The organism is Bradyrhizobium sp. P3_C3 (assembly GCF_056402655.1).
The window spans coordinates 50,355-68,602 of record NZ_JBFUGY010000013.1; the positions used below are offsets into that span (position 1 = coordinate 50,355).

16 protein-coding genes and 1 tRNA gene are annotated in these 18,248 nt (G+C 62.8%); 11 read left to right on the top strand and 6 right to left on the bottom strand.

The annotated features are described in order from the left end of the window. The first annotated feature begins 14 nt into the window (after positions 1 to 14). Complete coding sequence (locus AC1DW2_RS16530; RefSeq protein WP_477006602.1) at positions 15 to 1,250, top strand: MFS transporter; 1,236 nt, start codon at positions 15 to 17, stop codon at positions 1,248 to 1,250. A 6-nt stretch (positions 1,251 to 1,256) separates the two neighbouring features. Here AC1DW2_RS16530 and AC1DW2_RS16535 read toward each other — a convergent pair whose 3' ends face one another. Beyond that, positions 1,257 to 3,035, bottom strand: coding sequence for an acyl-CoA dehydrogenase (locus AC1DW2_RS16535; RefSeq protein WP_477006603.1), 1,779 nt, complete (start codon positions 3,033 to 3,035; stop codon positions 1,257 to 1,259). Positions 3,036 to 3,304: 269 nt separating this feature from the next. On the opposite strand from AC1DW2_RS16535, the gene AC1DW2_RS16540 reads away from it, so the two are divergent. From AC1DW2_RS16540 to AC1DW2_RS16565, 6 genes are all read left to right on the top strand, one after another. Further along, a tRNA-Gln gene (locus AC1DW2_RS16540) sits at positions 3,305 to 3,379 on the top strand. A 517-nt stretch (positions 3,380 to 3,896) separates the two neighbouring features. Then, entirely contained in the window at positions 3,897 to 4,160 is a 264-nt protein-coding gene (locus tag AC1DW2_RS16545) for a DUF1488 family protein (protein ID WP_063984906.1), read from the top strand. Between the two features lie 103 nt (positions 4,161 to 4,263). Continuing rightward, positions 4,264 to 4,581 carry a co-chaperone GroES gene (locus AC1DW2_RS16550; protein ID WP_354119881.1) on the top strand — a complete coding sequence of 106 codons (318 nt, stop codon included), beginning with the start codon at positions 4,264 to 4,266 and terminating at the stop codon, positions 4,579 to 4,581. Positions 4,582 to 4,722: 141 nt separating this feature from the next. Next, complete coding sequence (groL, locus tag AC1DW2_RS16555) at positions 4,723 to 6,372, top strand: chaperonin GroEL (protein ID WP_071917644.1); 1,650 nt, start codon at positions 4,723 to 4,725, stop codon at positions 6,370 to 6,372. Positions 6,373 to 6,949: 577 nt separating this feature from the next. After that, positions 6,950 to 7,333 carry a hypothetical protein gene (locus tag AC1DW2_RS16560; RefSeq protein ID WP_477006604.1) on the top strand — a complete coding sequence of 128 codons (384 nt, stop codon included), beginning with the start codon at positions 6,950 to 6,952 and terminating at the stop codon, positions 7,331 to 7,333. Between the two features lie 321 nt (positions 7,334 to 7,654). Continuing rightward, on the top strand, positions 7,655 to 8,329 hold the full coding sequence (locus tag AC1DW2_RS16565) for a Crp/Fnr family transcriptional regulator (protein WP_477006605.1): 675 nt from the start codon (positions 7,655 to 7,657) through the stop codon (positions 8,327 to 8,329). Positions 8,330 to 8,392: 63 nt separating this feature from the next. On the opposite strand, the gene AC1DW2_RS16570 is transcribed toward AC1DW2_RS16565, so the two are convergent. Together AC1DW2_RS16570 and AC1DW2_RS16575 are read right to left on the bottom strand one after the other, a co-directional pair. Further along, positions 8,393 to 8,791 carry a hypothetical protein gene (locus AC1DW2_RS16570; protein ID WP_354245845.1) on the bottom strand — a complete coding sequence of 133 codons (399 nt, stop codon included), beginning with the start codon at positions 8,789 to 8,791 and terminating at the stop codon, positions 8,393 to 8,395. A gap of 379 nt (positions 8,792 to 9,170) precedes the next feature. Beyond that, positions 9,171 to 10,127, bottom strand: a complete 957-nt coding sequence (locus tag AC1DW2_RS16575) for a hypothetical protein (RefSeq protein WP_477006606.1) — start codon at positions 10,125 to 10,127, stop codon at positions 9,171 to 9,173. A 282-nt stretch (positions 10,128 to 10,409) separates the two neighbouring features. Between AC1DW2_RS16575 and AC1DW2_RS16580 the strand changes: the two genes are divergently transcribed. Then, a complete protein-coding gene (locus tag AC1DW2_RS16580) occupies positions 10,410 to 10,871 on the top strand; it encodes a hypothetical protein (RefSeq protein WP_477006607.1) in 462 nt (153 codons plus the stop codon). Between the two features lie 87 nt (positions 10,872 to 10,958). Here AC1DW2_RS16580 and AC1DW2_RS16585 read toward each other — a convergent pair whose 3' ends face one another. The 3 genes from AC1DW2_RS16585 to AC1DW2_RS16595 form a co-directional block, all read right to left on the bottom strand. Continuing rightward, the gene (locus AC1DW2_RS16585; RefSeq protein WP_477006608.1) at positions 10,959 to 11,981 is read right to left on the bottom strand and encodes an alpha/beta hydrolase; all 1,023 of its coding nucleotides are present in this window, start codon (positions 11,979 to 11,981) and stop codon (positions 10,959 to 10,961) included. A 235-nt stretch (positions 11,982 to 12,216) separates the two neighbouring features. Continuing rightward, positions 12,217 to 13,467, bottom strand: coding sequence for a multidrug effflux MFS transporter (locus AC1DW2_RS16590; RefSeq protein ID WP_231144381.1), 1,251 nt, complete (start codon positions 13,465 to 13,467; stop codon positions 12,217 to 12,219). 86 nt (positions 13,468 to 13,553) lie between these two features. Continuing rightward, positions 13,554 to 14,900: a nucleotide disphospho-sugar-binding domain-containing protein gene (locus tag AC1DW2_RS16595; protein ID WP_477006609.1), complete on the bottom strand. Its 1,347-nt coding sequence runs from the start codon at positions 14,898 to 14,900 to the stop codon at positions 13,554 to 13,556. A gap of 389 nt (positions 14,901 to 15,289) precedes the next feature. Here AC1DW2_RS16595 and AC1DW2_RS16600 point away from each other — a divergent pair, with 389 nt between their 5' ends. The 3 genes from AC1DW2_RS16600 (at position 15,290) to AC1DW2_RS16610 (ending at position 18,074) form a co-directional block, all read left to right on the top strand. Further along, positions 15,290 to 16,240: a c-type cytochrome gene (locus AC1DW2_RS16600; RefSeq protein ID WP_477006610.1), complete on the top strand. Its 951-nt coding sequence runs from the start codon at positions 15,290 to 15,292 to the stop codon at positions 16,238 to 16,240. 365 nt (positions 16,241 to 16,605) lie between these two features. Beyond that, positions 16,606 to 17,331 carry a response regulator gene (locus AC1DW2_RS16605; protein ID WP_014497160.1) on the top strand — a complete coding sequence of 242 codons (726 nt, stop codon included), beginning with the start codon at positions 16,606 to 16,608 and terminating at the stop codon, positions 17,329 to 17,331. Between the two features lie 107 nt (positions 17,332 to 17,438). Further along, complete coding sequence (locus AC1DW2_RS16610; protein WP_477006611.1) at positions 17,439 to 18,074, top strand: DUF1127 domain-containing protein; 636 nt, start codon at positions 17,439 to 17,441, stop codon at positions 18,072 to 18,074. Positions 18,075 to 18,248: the final 174 nt, after the last annotated feature.

An 18,248-nucleotide genomic window follows, 5' to 3' on the forward strand; every position in this document is an offset into this window, starting at 1 on the left:
CGATTGCTCGTTTGATGATTGCCGCAACGGGCGTTGACGAATCCTCGCTGCGTTATCGCGGCTGGCGCGTCGTGCTGGCCTGTTTCCTGATGGCCTTCTTCATGTTCGGCTTCGGCCTCTATGGCCAGGGCGTCTATCTCGCCGAGCTCCAGCGCGCCCATGGCTGGCCGGGCACGCTGGTCTCCGCGGCCAGCACCTTCTCGTTTCTCCTCACCTCCGTGCTCGTCATCTTCACCGACGATCTGCTCGCCCGCATCGGACTGCGCGCGCTGATCCTGTGCGGCCTGTCGGCGCTCGGCGCGTCGACCGTGCTGCTGGCGCTGATGCAGACGCCCTGGCAGCTTTATCTCGCCTATGCGCTGATGTCTGTCGGCTGGACCGGCATGGGCACCGTGGTGATCGCCACCGTGCTGAACGCCTGGTTCGAGCGGCGCCGCGGGCTCGCGCTCAGCCTCGCCTTCAACGGCGCGACCTGCGGCGGCATCGTCCTCGTTCCGCTGTTGCTGTCGCTGACCGGGAGCATCGGCTTCCAGTCCGCCATGCTTGCCGCCACGATCGCTATGGTGGTGTTGGTGCTGCCGGTGGTCGTCATCTTCATCGGCTGGCCGACGCAGATGTCGCCGGCATCGGGCGGCCGCTCGTCCGCTGGCATGGCCGCGCCGGCCCATTCCCGCAAGACGCTGCTCGCCAACGCGGCGTTCTGGACCATGGTGCTGCCGATCGCGATCGCGCTGCTGGCGCAGATGGGATTCATCATCCACCAGGTGACGTTCCTCGAGCCGCTGATCGGGCGTTATGCCGCAGGCCTTGCGGTCACCATCATGGCGGCGATGGCGGTGGTCGGCCGCCTGTCGCTCGGCCTGTTCGTCGACCGGCTCGATCCGCGGCTCGCCTGCGCGGCGTCGATGACGAGCCAGGCGGCGGCGCTGTTCGTGCTTCTCCAAAGCACGAACCCGACCGTGCTGCTCGTCTGCTGCGCCGTCTACGGCTTCTCGATCGGCAACATGATCACGTTCCCACCCTTGATCATCCAGCGCGAGATCGGTGCTGCCGCCTTTGCCGCCGCAATGGGACTGGGCACGTCGATCAGCGGCGTCGTCAGCGCCTTCGGCCCCGGCATCATCGGCCTCGTGCGGAGTTTCACCGGCAACTACACGAGCGCGTTTGCGATATGTGTGATGCTCGATCTCGTGGCGGCGGGAATCGTGCTGTGGCGGCCGGGCCGACGCGCGAAGCTTGCGGCGTCGTAGCCACCCTTACCCCAACAACACCGCATCCGCCGCCGCGACCGACTCCGCGCTCTCCGTCACCGTGCGCTCGAGCGCGCCGGCCTGCACCGTGATGTTCTCGGCGAAGAAGCGCGCGAGCGAGACGTAGCGCGCGGCGTCGGTGTTGCCGTCGGACTTGGCGGCGAGCGCCTCGGAGGCCAGCATGCAGCCGCCGAGCGTCGAGCCGAACTGCTGCAGATACGGCGTCGCGCCGGCGAGCGCCTCGTTCGGCGCGGAGGTCACGCGCTCCAGCAGCCACTTGCTGGTGCGCGTCAGCGCCTCCAGCGCTTCGCGCAGCTTGGTACCTGTGGTGCCGAAAGCGGGATCGTTGGAGGCTTCGACCTGCTTCACGGTTGCCGAGAGGTCGTCGAGCAGCGCCCACACCGCAGCGCCGCCATTGGCCGCGAGCTTGCGGGTGACGAGATCGATCGCCTGAATGCCGTTGGTGCCCTCGTAGATCGCGGTGATGCGCGCATCGCGATAGTGCTGCGCGGCGCCGGTCTCCTCGATGAAGCCCATGCCGCCGTGCACCTGCACGCCGAGATAGGCGACCTCGTTGCCGATATCGGTGGAATAGCCCTTCGCCATCGGCGTCAGCAGCGCCGCGCGCGCGGCGGCGTCCGCGCGGACCTTCGGATCCTTGGCACGCGTGGAGACGTCGATCGCGACCGCGGTCGCATAGCAGATGGTGCGCGCGGCCGCGGTCTGCGCCCGCATCCGCATCAGCATGCGCTTGACGTCCGGATGCACGAAGATCGCGTCCGAACCGTCGCCCGTCTTGCCGATGGCGCGGCCCTGCTTGCGCTCCTGCGCATAGGCCAGCGCCTGCTGGTAGGCGCGATCGGCGACGCCGACGCCCTCCAGCCCGACGCCGAGGCGGGCCTGGTTCATCATCGTGAACATGCAGCGCATGCCCTGGTTCTCTTCGCCGACGAGGAAGCCGATCGCGCCGCCATGATCGCCCATGGTCATGGTACAGGTCGGGGAAGCATGCATGCCGAGCTTGTGCTCGACGCCCGACGCATAGATGTCATTGCGCGCGCCGAGCGAGCCGTCGGCATTGACCATGAACTTCGGCACAAGGAACAGCGAGATCCCCTTGGTGCCGGCGGGCGCATCGGGCAGGCGCGCCAGCACGAAATGCACGATGTTGTCGGTCATGTCGTGCTCGCCATAGGTGATGAATATCTTCGTCCCCTTGATGCGATAGGTGCCGTCGGCCTGCCGCTCGGCGCGGGTACGCAGCGCGCCGACGTCGGAGCCGGCCTGCGACTCGGTCAGCTGCATCGTGCCGGTCCATTCGCCGGAGACGAGCTTTTCCAGATAGATCTTTTTCAGCTCGTCGCTGCCATGCGCATCCAGCGCCTCCATTGCTGACGCCGTGAGCAGCGGGCAGAGGCCGAAGGCGACGTTGGAGGCGCTCCAGATCTCGGTACAGGCGGCGTTGATCGCGATCGGCAGGCCCTGGCCGCCGAAATCCTCGGGGCCGGAGACCGCGTTCCAGCCGCCCTCGGTCCAGCGCTTGTAGGCGTCCGGCCAGCCCGGCGCAGTCGTGACCTTGCCATCGCTGAGCTTGATGCCGTGCTCGTCGCCGACCTGGTTGAGCGGCGCCAGCACGTCGGTTGCGAACTTGCCGGCTTCCTCCAGCACGGCGCTCACGATGTCGCCGTCGAAATCGCCGTAATGGCCGGCCTCCACGGCAGCCTTGAGGCCGGCGCCATGGTTGAGCGACAGCAGCATGTCTGAGATCGGCGCGCGGTAGGTCATGGCTCACTCCCGTGGACAGGTATTGGCGCCGTATTCCCATGAAACGGGGGGGGTCTCAACTGCCCGAACGCCGGGACTGCGCCGGCCCGGAACGGCGCCGCCGCCGGGCCTATAATAAAGGGTGGCACGGCCAGCGCCGGCCCCGGTCCTGGACCTCAGGTATTTTGCCCCTCCAGGCGGTTGAAATGCCGCGCCGCTCCCTATAGACCGGCTGCGACCAGCGGGAATCTGCGGTAGCCGGTTCTTCCGCCCATTCCCTGGTCGCCTGTTGGGGCGTAGCCAAGCGGTAAGGCAGCGGATTTTGATTCCGCCATTCGGAGGTTCGATCCCTCCCGCCCCAGCCAATTGATATTGCTCGTCAAATCGACGTCACCGTTGCCCTATTGGGAAAGAGCGGATGCCGCCGTCCGTTGGAGACGTCGCTGTTTTTGTTCGCCACCATTTACTCAGAACATCTTCCAGAAACTCGAGATCAGTTACCCGGACGGTGTTCGCGAATTTCGCACGACGATCGCGCGGGTCGCTGAAGACAAGCTGACCACCTGTAGGACTGAGCGCAGTACGAGTGACGGTCGTACCTTGTGCAAGGATCGCATCAACTGCCGCCGCGCTGAGCTCGTGAGTCATTTTAGCGGAGCCAACTAGCTGTTGGCTTGAGCCGATAGCGCGGGTGAGCCGAGAGGACTACCACTGAAAATTTATTGCAGCGACGATCAACAGCCCGAAGAAGATCACGAGGCTGGTCGCACTTAATTTTCGTGGGCAGTTGTAATCCGATTCCAGAGTAGCCATTTATGGTTTAGCGCAGCCGGATCGCTCTCAGAACCTATTCCCGTTGCGCAAACTTGATCGGACCCAACCATGATCGAGTTTCCGAATTTCAGTCGTTCATATGACCGAACGCGGCACGCCGTGCGTTTTTGGGGATACGATAGCGCGTTAGAGGCATCGTTCTTCATAGAGGAAGACGCGCTGAGGCGACTTGAACCGGGCGCTCACTCCAACAATGAATCGGATTTCCTGAGCGCATTCGATTCCAATCGTGATGTGATATGTGCCGCCGCTGCCAGGGTGTACGTCCGCGGCAGCAGGGGGTCTTACGATCTGGTCGCCGCCAATTTTTGAGACGAAGCCTCACGTCTTGATGGAAGCGGAAGACTTCGTTTACGGCACGTGCTTCATTACGACTGCCAATCCAGAAATAATCACAAAAGCCAGGGAGGATCGCATGAAATTCCGTCCGCTCCATGACCGCGTCGTGGTCAAGCGCATAGAGGCCGAAGACAAGACAGCCGGTGGCATCATCATTCCGGACACCGCCAAGGAGAAGCCCTCCCAGGGTGAAGTCGTCGCCGTCGGCCCCGGTGGCCGCGACGAAGCCGGCAAGCTGATCCCGATCGACCTCAAGGTCGGCGACCGCGTGCTGTTCGGCAAGTGGTCCGGCACTGAAGTCAAGATCGACGGCGTCGACCTGCTGATCATGAAGGAAAGCGACATCATGGGCGTCCTCACGGATCTGCCGGCCACCAAGAAGAAGGCCGCGTAAGCGCCAGCCGGTTTTCCTTACCCTGAGGATTCGGCGTAGCCGGGTTCTCGAAGGATGAGGCCCGCAATTCAAATCTCATCCCTCAAGAGCTCGCCAGTTGCGCGGCCTTTGGGATCTGACCAGTTGAAAACGGAGATCGCCATGTCAGCCAAAGAAGTCAAATTCGGCGTCGATGCCCGCGACCGCATGTTGCGCGGCGTCGAAATTCTCAACAACGCGGTAAAGGTGACGCTCGGTCCGAAGGGCCGCAACGTTGTCCTCGACAAGTCGTTCGGCGCTCCCCGCATCACCAAGGATGGCGTCACCGTCGCCAAGGAGATCGAACTCGAAGAGAAGTTCGAGAACATGGGCGCGCAGATGGTGCGCGAAGTCGCCTCCAAGTCAGCTGACGCGGCCGGCGATGGCACCACCACCGCCACCGTGCTCGCGGCTGCGATCGTGAAGGAAGGCGCCAAGGCGGTTGCCGCCGGCATGAACCCGATGGACCTCAAGCGCGGCATCGACTTGGCAGTGGACGCCGTCGTCGCCGACCTCGTCAAGAACTCCAAGAAGGTCACCTCGAACGAGGAGATCGCCCAGGTCGGCACCATCTCGGCCAACGGCGATGCGGAGATCGGCAAGTTCCTCTCCGACGCCATGAAGAAGGTCGGCAACGAGGGCGTCATTACGGTTGAAGAAGCCAAATCGCTCGAGACCGAGCTCGAAGTCGTCGAAGGCATGCAGTTCGACCGCGGCTACATCTCGCCCTACTTCGTCACCAACGCCGACAAGATGCGGGTTGAAATGGACGACGCCTATATCCTGATCTACGAGAAAAAGCTCTCCAGCCTGAACGAACTGCTGCCGCTCCTGGAAGCAGTCGTACAGAGCGGCAAGCCGCTCGTTATCATCGCCGAAGACGTGGAAGGCGAGGCGCTCGCCACCCTCGTCGTCAACCGTCTGCGCGGCGGCCTGAAGGTCGCGGCCGTCAAGGCTCCGGGCTTCGGCGATCGCCGCAAGGCCATGCTGCAGGACATCGCGATCCTGGCCGGCGGCCAGGCGATCTCGGAAGATCTCGGCATCAAGCTCGAAAACGTCACGCTCAACATGCTCGGTCGCGCCAAGAAGGTGATGATCGACAAGGAGAACACAACGATCGTCAACGGCGCCGGCAAGAAGGCCGACATCGAGGCGCGCGTGGCCCAGATCAAGGCGCAGATCGAGGAGACCACCTCGGACTACGACCGTGAGAAACTCCAGGAGCGTCTCGCCAAGCTCGCAGGCGGCGTCGCGGTGATCCGCGTCGGCGGCGCGACCGAGGTCGAGGTGAAGGAGCGCAAGGATCGCGTTGATGACGCGATGCATGCGACCCGCGCCGCGGTCGAGGAAGGCATCGTCCCGGGCGGCGGCGTCGCCCTGCTCCGTGCCTCCGAGCATCTCAAGGGGCTGCGCACCAAGAACGACGACCAGAAGACCGGCGTCGAGATCGTGCGCAAGGCGCTGTCCGCGCCGGCTCGCCAGATCGCGATCAACGCCGGCGAAGACGGCTCGGTGATCGTCGGCAAGATCCTGGAAAAGGAACAGTACGCCTACGGCTTCGACTCGCAGACCGGTGAGTACGGCAACCTGGTCGCCAAAGGCATCATCGACCCGACCAAGGTGGTTCGTGTGGCGATCCAGAACGCGGCTTCGGTTGCGGCTCTCCTGATCACCACCGAAGCCATGGTGGCCGAGGTGCCGAAGAGGAACGCCGGCGGCGGCGCGCCTGCGGGTGGCGGCGGCATGGGAGGCATGGGCGGTATGGATTTCTAGGTCAACCCGCTCATGGCCGAACGGCAGACAAGGAAAGGGATGGCCGATTTCCAGGAGGCAGAAGCGACGATCTGCTCACAGGAAAGGGCCGGTTGAGAACCGCATCCGCAGTCCGGCGAACTCTTCCAGGGAAGCTTCTCCTCGTTTGCCGAGACGCCGAGGTGAGACTGCTATTCTATCGGCCTTCGACTGCGAACGGCCTTCCCAAGCGAAAAGCCCGGCCGCGAGGGCCGGGCTGATCGGTAATATATTCAAGTCAGGCAATGCAGGAATAAAACGGGGAGAGACGTCGCCGTCTGTTCGAAAAGGAACACCTGAACCGATTATTGGCACCGCCCGCGCTCAACTGCGAAAGGCGGAGAATCTCACAAAGGCCCTGCATTTCCAGGAGCATCGAGGTTGCAGATACTCGCCGTGGCGCACTGGCATCAGACTGCAGCGCGCCGGCGCATCAAGGCATCCCGAAGGTATCCCTACGCGAGTGCAGTGAGCAATTTGGTACAGACGCCGATCCCTCGACGTGTCTAGCCTCCTTAAGCGGTGAAGCTCAACATACCTCTAAATCAAGGCGAAAATCATGGAAATCTCCAGGGAGACGAAAGCTGCCGTGCGGCCGGCACTGTGGGGAGCCGTGGCCGGAGCAATTGCTCTGGCAATCGCGGGTTTCAGCTGGGGCGGCTGGGTGACGGGTGGGGCCGCCGAGACGCTCGCGAGGAATAGTGCTGCGACGGCTGTCGTCGCAGCTCTCACACCCATCTGCGTTGAGAAGTTTCGACAAGCCGCTGATGCGTCGGAAAACCTGGTCGCAATGAAGAAGACGACCTATGCGTGGGATCAGAGCAAGTTCGTCGAAAAAGGCGGTTGGGCCACGATGCCGGGAAGCACTGAGCCAAATTCAGCCGTTGCGAAAGCTTGTGCCGAATCGCTTGGTAGCAAGAAAGCTGTGGAGCTGCGCGGATAGTCAGGCAAGTCGCGCGGCGGAAATCTGCGCATAGACGCGCCGGCCCCTCGACACGTCTGCATCTTGCGCAGTGGAAGGGGGCTCCTGCAAAGCAGACCAGGCAGTCGTCGCCAGATGGTCAAGCATCAAATTCGTCGTATCTACTTTGAACGGAGAACTCGATGGGACGAAATCCCTGAAGCCCAGGTCGAGCCGAGCGCTTCCCCTCGTCATTTCAGTTCCCGATTTGCCGCACGCCACGCGGCCTTCCAACGGGTGAACATCCTTTCAATTGTGGTAGTATGATTGCGTGTTAATGGTCCAGCGAACGAGAGTCCTGCCTTGGTGAAAGCGGCGAAGGACTTTGATCCCAGAGCATTCCTTGCCAAGGTCGGGGCCGGGAAATCGATCTCGAAAGTTGGCAAAGGTCGGAGCGTGTTCGTGCAGGGAGATGCCGCGGACGCGGTATTCTACATTCAAGAGGGAAAGATCAAGCTCACGGTCGTTTCGGACCAAGGCAAGGAAGCCGTCGTTGGGATTTTGGAGCCCGGACAATTCTTTGGCGAGGGCTGCCTCAATGGTCATCCATTGCGTCTTGCCACGACTACGGCAATGGAGTCCTGTGTCATCACGAGAATATCGAAGACGGCGATGATTACAGCGCTCGAAGGCAAGCCGCAGTTCTCTCAATTGTTCATGGCGTATTTGCTCGCGCGCAATAGCCGGATTGAAGAAGACCTGATCGACCAACTCTTCAATTCGAGCGAGAAACGCTTGGCGCGCCTGCTGCTTCTGCTGGCGAACTTCGGCAAGGAAGCCAGCTCGCAGCCCATTGGCGTCAATATCAGCCAGGAAACGCTGGCCGAAATGATTGGTACGACCCGATCACGGGTCAGCTTCTTCATGAACAAGTTCCGGAAGCTTGGTTTCATCAGCTACAATGGAAAGATCGAGGTCCATAGCTCGCTTCTGAACGCGGTTCTGCGCGACAAACCCGAGATAGACCGGAAGAACTGACCGCCGCGCGGCCAAACCGAGCGCCGGGCCAAACGCGGGACATTAGCCCACTCGAATAGCGGATCAGGGCGGCAGTTCGTCGCGGACCGAGCCTCCCTCGTTCTCCCATCGTGACAGAGCGGTTGCGCTCGATCTCGCATCGCCAGGCGTGTCCTTTTTCAAAGGCAGCTTGTTGCGACCGATTTCATTGTTGCGCCTGTGATCCGTCAAAAAGACGAAGCCGGCCCGCCAGGTGTTGAATTTACAGCTTTCCTCAGCGCTGGCCGAATCCTTCACGAGCTCGCCGGACGCGGTCGCTCTTGCGCGATGCTGCTGAGATTTGGACATATGCAGAGCCCTTTCGTTGGAAGTCTCCGCGCACTCCGGCCAATCTCGACGGTTGACCAAGGTGGACTTGAATGTGGGGATCGAAGCGATGAATAGTGAGCCCTCGGCATAAATAAGATTGCCAAAGGAGCGCACGGATCGCTTTGCCGTGCGTCCAATCGTGCCGCGCGGCAAAAGAGCTGCTGTAGCGGATTGTAGTCAGAAACAATTCACTGCCATCTTCGACGACATCGTAGTTGCGAGCGATGGAGTCGGCAGCAATTGGCGGCGAGGAGCACGCGCCCGGCAGCGTCCGACCAATCCCTCAGGCGCCGCAATGATGCTGACAGACAGAAACACCGTAATCGCGTCCCGGCGCTGGTTCGCACCCAAGCTTCTGATCTATCGACCAGTGGGATTCGCTGCCGGATGGTAAGACAAGCTGTCCTTGCTTCATTTGGAAATGGCGCAGTCCGTTGCCTGTTGAAGAGAGATCGGGCAGCGACGGCGCGGTGAGGTCGTGGGCGATTGATGACTAACGCGGCGTTTGCGGCTTGCTGCTGTTTGATGATGGGACGCCTGAGGCTTGTCGTTCCTTCGCTTCGTAATATTCGGCCGAGAACTTGATGGACCATCGCGCGAAGAACGAACGCAATTCCTGAGTTGGCTTCTCGACGCCGAGATGTTCTACGACATGTGCCTCGCGCAGCCACCTCACCGCCGAGGTGAGGCCGGCGATGCGCTCGAGCCTCTCAACCGCCGCGGTCCCGGCGATCTCTGCCTGCCGATAGCGAAGGCCGACCTTTCTGATCACATGCACGCGCTTGATGATGTCGTAGCCCTTGATGACGAGCTGAACGAGTGGATGCTTTCTGGCCTGCGGCCAGGCTGCCGGATAGACCGGTAGCACCAGAAGCTTGCTCTTCGCGATGACCGTTGCGAGCGGATGCAGGAGTTGCATCCAGGCTGGCCAGGATGTGACCTTGGCAAACAATACCGCGTGCATCGCCGTTGCCGCACCGAAAGAGATCGGCAGCCAAAGGACCGCGCACAGGATCACGAGCAATGCGGCGTTCGGCGTGAGATGCCGGCATGTTCTGAACACCCATGCCATGCCGCCTTCAAAGGCATCATGCACAGCGTGTTCGAACGCCCGATAGCTGATCTTCCGCCGGAACCACAACCAGTTTCGCCGAATCGATCTACCCCACTGTCGACGCTTCGCGGCGGACAGGGGAAGGAAGCGCACCGCGCCATCGATGACAGTAACGATGACATCGCCGACAAGTCTGGCCGCGAACAGCGGCAGCCAGACAATCTGCATTGCAAAGGGGAAGGCGTAGTCGAGCATCCGCATCAAGATCGAAAGAACGAAACGCAGGATCTTGTTCGTGACGAGCGCGACAACAACAAGTGGGATGATAATCACATCGTCGAGCGCACCGCGAAAGCGGCTTTCCTCGGTCCATGCCGGGTGACGACCATCGGTCACGGTGCACCGTCCGGGCTGAGTGCCGGCTCAGACTAGCACATTGCGCGCTCGAGGGGGGCCTCAGGTGCCGGTCGGTGGGTGACGGCGAGCACTCCGCATAAGGGACCAGTTCGCATGACCCGCGTTAACCCTGTCTCCGATCTTGTCCGGTCGCCGCGCCGGCTGGTTTAGTTCTGCCGCCAAGCCGCCTTATTGGATGTCTGCAATTGGTCTCCGATTTTCGGGAGCTTATCTTTCGGCAGGCCTTGAACGAGGCGTCTCGTTCGGGAAGCGTGAAATCAGATGAAAGCGGCTCTCATCCTCGTTGGCTTCAGTACACTCGCGGTGATGGAGCTTGAGACGGCGCCGCGCATGACAAAGTCCGTGAACGCGCCGCCCGTCCAGGCGACCGTCGGGTTACGCGTCTCAGCCGATACGCTGACGACGGCAGACCGGCTCGGGACCCCGCACATGCAGTTTGAGGCGCCTCCGCAGCCAGTCTCCTTGAGCGGACCGATGCCTCCGCCGGATCAAACAGCGATTGTTGCGCCAGAGCCTTTGAAGATCATCGCGCCACACCAGCGCACCGCAAGCGGGAGAAAATTCGCGGTCATGCTGCCCAGACCTCGGCCCGTGCAGGGAACGTCCAAGGCATTTGCGAATGCCAAGCGCGCCAAGGCAGTCGCGGAGGTCAAGCCCTGCCAGTCAGGTGTCTTCGATGGGCTGTTCAAGGCATTGAACCTGTCAACGGGATGTCAGAGCTAGCCCCAACCTCGCGCATGCGTCAGAGCAAACACGCCGTGCCGACGAAATCCGGTTGCGTYGCCCGGACCAGCCGTTGCCACACCGAATTCACGCGGCCACGGTATCAATCGAGCGGCGTATCACCTGGCGCACCTCCGCATTCGACAGGAACAGGTCGTGGTTGATAACGCCCCAGCCTGCCTCGGAAGCATCGACCACGCGCACCCCGAGCCCTTCGATGGCGGTCTTCTCGGCAGCGCCGACCCGTGTCATCCCACCAGCGATTTGCCCCGACAACGCCAGCGCGCGGTCGTTCGTTGCGGCGATGACGGTGATCTTGCGCGAAAGCGGACCGATGCGGTTGATCGACGACGAGAACACGTCCATGTCGATGTCCGGCGCGGCGAACACCACGGCCCCGATCTTGCCCGCAACGGCGTCACCGGATCGCGCATAGAGCTGGCGCAGGCTTTCGAGCGTCAGCATGGTTCCCATGCTGTGCGCGACGATGTGGACGCGGCCGGCGCTTGAACTCGTCACGACAGATTGCAGCACGCGTTCGAAGCCATCGCGGGACCACATTGCGCTGTCGCGGTCGTAGGCGTAGTCGAACAGTCCAGCCTTCGAGGGCCAGGAGAATACCATCGTCTGGCCGCGGAACCTGATGCCATCGGAGAGATGCGCAGCATCGAGCGCCGCTGTCTCGAACGTCTGTTTGAAGCCGTGCACGTAGATCAGGACGTCTGGTCCGCCGCCGGCCTGCGCGACAAGACTGCCGACTTCGCCCGATACCGGCTCGACCCCATCAAGACGCCAATCGTCAAGTCCCGCTGCAGCCAGAGAGAAACGGCTGTCACCAGGCGCTACAAGCTTCGCTCGTGCGACGGTCATCGTAGAAGCCCGCTCCGGCCCGAACCACGGCTTCGACCGGCCGCCGTTCACTGGCTTGCGTGTCGTTACGACGAGCAACGTAGGGTCGACCGAGAGCGACGAAGCGTCGTAGCGTGCGCCGGTAGCACCCAGGCTGGCGCATCCGCCCAGCGCGACAACGCAGGCCGAGGACGCAAGCCCGCCAAGGAGCGCACGTCGGGACGCAATCACTTCGTGTTGCACTAAACGTCGGATGATCACGCAGAACCTTTGGGAACTGCCCCCTGGAGGAGCCCGCCCCCTGCGCGCGTTCCTGAATGATGATGGCGGCGAGAATAAGGGCGGGGCGCGCCACGCAGCTTGTTCCAAATTCGGATTGAAATCGTCGAACAATCAAACGGGTCTTGGTTCCTCCATTCGGAGGTTCGATCCCTCACTGGCCTAGTCAGGTCGCAACCCGACGGATGCGCCGGGCTGCCAGCTGGATTCGGCCAACTCAGGACTTCGTGGGGCTGCGGACCGCCACGCCGGGATCGATCGTCTGCGACGGCAGGCGGCGTTCGGCGGGGCGCGCGACCAGCAGATAGAGAACCAGAGCGAGCAGCGACGTTGCCGCCATCACCGCGGTCATCGACAATGCGGTCCGCCCGTCGAAGCGAAGTGCGACCAGTCCGCTCGATATCGCGCCGGCGGTCAGCTGAATGCTTCCGGCGGCAGCGCTGACGGCGCCCGCGATCTCCGGGAGACGCTGCATCGTCGCGCTCATCACGTTCGGCACGCTGAACCCGAAGCCGAGTGCGACCGCCATCAGCAGCGCGACCACGAGTGACGTGGGCATCCAGCCGGCCAATGTCATCGCGAGCAGGGCGGTGCTGGCGGCGGCCGACAGCGTCAGCCCGGTTGTGAGCATGCGCGCCGACTCTACGCCGCGCCGGCCGAGCTGGCCGTCGAGAAAGGCGCCGACCATGACGGCCCCCGAGCATGCGCTGAAGATCAGCCCATATTGCTCGGGGCGCAGTCCGATGGCGCCGACGAAGAACAGCGAGGCGCCGGTGACGTAGGCAAACACGGTCGCGCCGCCCGCGGCGCCGACCAGGATGAAAGGCAACGACACCGGATGCGTCAGCACCTGGCGGTAGCTGTCGATGACAGCTGAAAGCCCCAGGCGGCCGGCGCGGTCGGTCGTCGCAGTCTCCGCGAAGCGAAACATCACCACGACCAGCAGCATGAGACCGATCCCCGCCTGGGCGGCATAGATCGATCGCCAGCCGGCKATCGCCAGCAGGGCGGCGCCGGCCGTCGGTGCGATCACGGTCGCGACATTGACCGTGACCATGACGTTGGCGATCTTGCCCCGCGCGGCGTTGCCGTCGAAGAGATCGCGAATGATGGCAAAGGTCGTTGCGGTGGCGGCGGCGCCGATGCCCTGGACGAAGCGGCCCAGCAACAGAACCGGCAGCGAGGACGCTTTCGCGCAGGCAAGGCTTGCGGCGACGAACAGTACGAGGCCGAATGCCAGAATCGGCTTGCGGCCCAGGCGGTCGGAGATAGGTCCGTAGATCAGCGGCGCGGTGGCGAGGCTGAGCATGAAGGCGCTCATGGTCAGCCCGACATCCGACGCGCTCGCGTCGAGCGTCGCGCCGGTCGCGGCCAGCGCCGGCAGATTGATGTCGATGCCGGAATAGGGCACGGCCGCCAGAAAACCGAGCAGCAACGTGAAGGCGAAGGATGCGGGGTCGATTTGCATGGACGGTTATCCGGTTCCGGCTTGTTCGATGTGCATGAGGTGATGGAGGTGCGGTCGCCCGCCCTCCATCGTCGCGCGTTCGGCGATTACGCGCGCCGTTCGGCGCGCCGCCCCCGGCTTGCCACCATCGCGCCGGTGTGCGAGCTCTCGTCGGCCACGAGCTCGCCGATGACCCGGAGGACTTCGGCCCGCGTGTCGATCCCGGCGAATTCGTCCGCGATCTGCGATGCACGCGACTGGAAGCGGGATTGATCGAGCACGGTCCGCACCGCGTCGCGCAATGCCTTCGGTGTTGGCTCGTTGGTCGCGAGGTTGATGCCGACCCCGGACCATGCGACCCGCGCGTTGACGTCGGCCTTGTCTTCGGTCAGCCCCGCGGTGACCAGCGGGATGCCGAAGCTCATGGCCTGGTTGACGCTGCCATAGCCGCCGTTGGTGACGAGCACGTCGACGTTCGGCAGCAGCCATTCGAACGGCAGATAGCTGGCGATGCGCGCGTTCGACGGGATCTTGCCGGGGATGGCGTCAACCGAGCGGCCGCCTGCCGTCACGATCACCAGGATGTCTTCCTCGTCCGCGAGGGCCGCCAGCGTCGGGGCAACCAGCAGATTGAAATTGTGATTGGCCACCGTTCCCTGCGTCACCAGAACGATCTTGCGCGATCCGTCGAGCTCTTCGGCCCAGGACGGCGGCGGAACCTGGTTGGCGATGATCGGCGGGGTGCCGACGAAATGCACTGAGGGCGGAATCTCGCGAGGAAATTCGAAGCTTGGCACCGACAGTTGCAGATAGGCATCCCCGAGAGCGACCACGGAATGGAACATCGGCATCGCGATCGGCCCGACCCCGAGAGACTTCAACGCCCGGTTCAGGCGCATCGACACCGGCTGATCGACTGCCGCATCAAATTCCCGCGCCATGGCCGCATAGCGATCGCGCTCCTCGTCGGTCTTTGCCGGCGGCAGACCGAGGAAATTGGGCCCGCCGTCCTCGCGCGCCCAATGCAGAAACGAGGTCCCGCAGAGCGCGATGGGAGGCCGCTGCGAGCGCGGTCCGAGCAGCATCGGCAGCACACCGAACAGCATGTCGTCGGCGACAATGATGTCGGCGGGGAATTGCCGCAGGATTTGCAGCAGCCCCTGGTGCTGGGCCGGAATGGCGTCGACGAAGATGCGCTCGCAAGCAACACGGAACCACTCCAGTCCCGGCGGAATGGTCTTGAGTTCGGGGAATCGCGAGAAGACGTCGTTCGGATCGAAGTCCGCGTCCTCGGGAAGGGGAAAGAACTTCACGCCGCTGGCTTCGACGCGGGCACGAAAGGCGGTGCCCGTCAGGAAAGCGATCTCGTGACCATCGCCACGCAGGATTTGCGTGATCGCCAGCATCGGATTGAGATGACCCGTCGCAGGTGTCGAAGCGATAAGAATCTTCATGTGAGTTGACCTCTTGATGATCGATGCACGGTCGCCCCAGAGCGTCCGGTCGAGTAAGAGGCAATTGAAGCGATCGCCGTTACGCCAAGACTTCCGGCGGCAGCGAAAATGGTTACGGCGGCAACGCATCGTGGCGCTGCCAAGGCCGGGCAAAAAGGCCGGTGCAAAAACCGGTGACATCGCGCCGGAAGCCGATAACTCGCACAGGATTACAATTGTAACGCGAGCGGCGGGCGATGAAACGGCACGGAAACACCGCGCTGTTAATCCGGCAGACCTCCGCATGGCACACCTTCGCAGATATTGGCGCGTTGGCGTCGGCCGAAATTCATTTTTGACGATCCGGATGTCGCGCGGCATCGGTCGCGCCCAATTCATTGAGGACTGGCATGGAAAATATTGTCGCCCCGATTGCGATGGTTGCGTTCATCGCGTTTCTGGCCTGGCTGGGCGTTCGCGCCTCCCGGACGAAATCTGCTCTGGCGAAGTGGGGCGGCATGGTGCTGACCGCCGTGCTGGCCGTCTCAGTGTTCGGCGTCGCCGCTTTGACCGCGGTCGGTATCGTCCGGCAACACGCCCGTTCTGCACCGGTCCCGGATGTGAAGATCGAGGCGACACCGGACCAGATTGCCCGAGGCATGGCCGTGGCCGACGGCTTTTGCGCCGCATGTCACTCGCAGACCGGGACGCTGACCGGCGGCGGCGACGTGGCCAAGGATCTCCCGATTCCCATCGGCGCGTTCGTGCCGGCCAATCTCACGCCCGCCGGCGTCTTGAAGAATTGGTCCGATGCCGAGATCTTTCGTGCCATTCGCAATGGGATCGACGCGAGGGGGCGCTGGCTGGCGATCATGTCCTTCACCAATGCCGGCCGGCTCAGTGACGACGACACCAAGGCCGTGATCGCCTACATCCGCAGCCTGCCCGCGAGCGGTGCGCAGACCCCGGATCCGCCGGATCGCTTCAGCCTGCTGGGCATCGTGATGCTGGGCGCCGGATTGTTGCCGGATGCGAAGCCCGTCTTCACCGGCGTGATCACCGCGCCGCCGAAGGCGCCGACGGCGCTCTATGGCAAATACCTGCTGTCCTATCAGGATTGCCGCGAATGCCACGGCAGGGATCTCGGCGGCGGCGTGCCGGGACAATTGCCGCCGCTCGGACCGGACCTCGGTATCGTCAAGAACTGGAGCCTTGCGCAATTCGTCGACACCATGCGCACAGGCGTTGATCCGAACGGGCATCGGCTCGGCGAGCAGATGCCGTGGCGGCCGATCGGGCGGATGGATGACGACGATCTCGCCGCGATCTACCAGTACCTGTTGGCTCTGCCGGGCTCCTGATGATTCCGTGAAGCCCGCAAACGATCGCGCCCTGCGGGGGCGGGCAACAGCCTGCGCAGCACATCGCAGTCGCTGAACGACAGCGCAGGCCGCAGGCTTCCTATCGCCCCAAAGTAGTAAGCGTTGGGATCACAATTATTCACGTATGCGACATCCGGCGGAATTAGCCGCAGAATTACCCTGTTGCGACGTCATCACGGCATCATAGATAGACTCAGTGTGTGCCGATGGCCTCGGATATCCCATTCTATTTTGAGCGATTCCAATTCGGACGACATCAATATCATTTCACCACAGCCGGACGTTGACGTTCGCAATTCTTAAGTACAGCTCACTCGGCGGACGGCGAATTTTGAGAGTATGGAATGCTTGCAGATATTGGCCACATCGTCGTCGTCGATGACGATCCGACGTTAAGGCAAATGGTGATCAAATATCTCGAGGAGCACAATATCCCGACAAGGGCGGCCTCCAACAGATCGGAATTGAACCACTATCTCGATGGCAGCCAGCCGAGCCTGATCATCCTCGACCTTCGGCTTGGTCAGGATGACGGTCTGGACCTGTTGAGGGAAATCCGGTCGCATTCCGACGTGCCGGTCATCATCACGACGGGCCATCGTCCCGACGAGATCGATCGTATCGTCGGGCTCGAGCTCGGCGCCGACGACTACATCATCAAGCCGTTCTCCCTGAGGGAGCTGCTGGCGCGCGTCCGCGCGGTGTTGCGGCGGCAGGAGATGGGACGGGCCGCGCGCGCCCGCGATCCCGAGCGCGGGGGCTATCGCTTCAGCGGCTGGAAGCTCGAACGCCGCAGCCGAAAGCTGACCGATCCCGACGAAGCGCCGGTGCCGTTGAGCAAGGGAGAATATGCGCTGCTGCTGGCCTTTCTGGAGGCGCCGCAGCGTCCCCTGACCCGCGAGCATCTGCTGCAGGCGACCCGTATCCATGAGGATATTTTCGATCGCAGCATCGACGTCCAGGTGCTGCGGCTGCGGCGTAAGCTGGAGACCGATCCGAGCGCGCCGCGCGTCATTCAGACCGAGCGCGGCGTCGGCTATGTCTTCGCGGTGCCGGTCGATCCGTTCTAGAAGCAATTGGCGGATTGCAATTGTAGCCAATTTGCCGAGGGCGGTGACCTTGGCGTAACAGCGGGCCGTCAGATTGCCTCCCACCAACAGCGTGTGGGAGATTTACGATGGAGAAGTATTCTCACAGTGTGAGCCGCGTTGCCTTGCCGAGTCACATGGAACTCGACAGGGCGAACTGGGTCGCACGATCTGACGGTCGCGGCATGGTCCGTCTCGGTGCGGTTGCCGCGAGGCATCGCGCGCCGGACATCGCTTCGCCTCCGGACGTACCGCCTACCGGGCAGGATCAGCCCGTCACCACATTCTGGTGGGCGGTCTTCGCCTCCCTGATGGAGGGCTTTGCCCTCTACGGTGCAGCCTTGCATCCGACCGCAGCCGCGCCGGTTCAGGCGATGCTGGAGGCCACGAGAGATTGCCGATCGCCCTCGGCGGGTCGCGAGCCCGCGGAGAAGAGCGGCAACGATGGAGCCGACAACAATGGGAATGACAATAATGGGAATATCGTCAGGCTCGATCGCGCCGCGCCGCGCGATGCGCGACTGGAGCGCAGCTGGAATCGGCTGGGGTCGCTCGGCGCGACCCTGGGGACTCTGATGGACCTGCCTGCGTACTGGCGTCGGGAACGTGAGATCAGGAAGGCCGTCGCTGCGTTGATGGAGTTCGATGACCGGACCTTGCGGGACCTCGGGATTTCCGGCAGGTCGGACATCGAGCGGGTGGTGAGGTACTGCCGTGATTGCTGACACCATCGCCCGGAGCATGTGGCGGCCACCTTCGCGAAATCATCCAGCTTCGATCAAAATTCCTTGAGCAGCCGCGACAATTCTCGCTTCACCCCCACATTGCTGGGCGTGCAGCAGTTCGCCAGATTTCTCGGGGCCGGACGAGGTGCCGGCCTTCGACGTTGCGCGATCGTG